1 protein-coding gene is annotated in these 653 nt (G+C 59.9%); it reads right to left on the bottom strand.

The genetic code is table 11. From position 1 onward, the window contains the following. A partial coding sequence (locus HMPREF2785_RS12395; RefSeq protein ID WP_141750688.1) for an HNH endonuclease signature motif containing protein occupies positions 1–653 on the bottom strand: 653 nt, incomplete at both ends.

Raw genomic sequence — 653 nt, 5'->3', positions numbered from 1 at the left:
TCCATTGCCCCGCGGTTGGTGTTTTTCACCGGATACCCGCGGGGCGAAATCCATACCGGGGCACCCCGGATCATCACGATCCGGCCCCGTTTCTTACGCCACGGATCATCATCATTGACCCGGTTGTGATACCTACATAGCGGCGCCAGGTTGCCAATATTGGTCTCCCCACCATGCCGCCACGCCTCCACGTGATGCAGCTCGCAGTTGTCTGCTCCGTGACGACAGCCAGGAAACGCACACACCGGCGAGACCAACTTGGCCAAATCGCGCTGCTTCTGATTCGCCAAACGTTGCGTGCGGTACAGATTCACCGCACCGGCCTGCGGATGAAACGCCGCCACCTCCAACGCATCACCGAACTGGGCGGCCAAAAACTCCGCACCCGTCATGGTGGTGCCATCAGTCATGGCGAGTAGAACGTCATCGCCGTTGCCGTCGAGGATGCGTAAGTAATCCGGCAACGGCACTAACACCGTCGGACGCGGCGCTGCGGTCGCCACCTTGCCGTCGCCGAAGAAAATCCCAATGAGGTTTTCGGCAATCTGGGGTGCAGCCGGACGATCCTGATCAATCCCTAACCGCCCGGCATGCTCCATATCGGAGATCTCCCGCTCATCATAGGTTAAGTGCAGGGTGCGTTTGCCGTTTCG

The sequence above is a fragment of the Corynebacterium sp. HMSC067D03 genome (assembly GCF_001811185.1).
GTDB classification, from domain to species: Bacteria; Actinomycetota; Actinomycetes; order Mycobacteriales; family Mycobacteriaceae; genus Corynebacterium; species Corynebacterium coyleae.
Note: the sequence above shows the minus strand (reverse complement) of the source record. Positions and strands in the feature narration are given on the sequence as shown.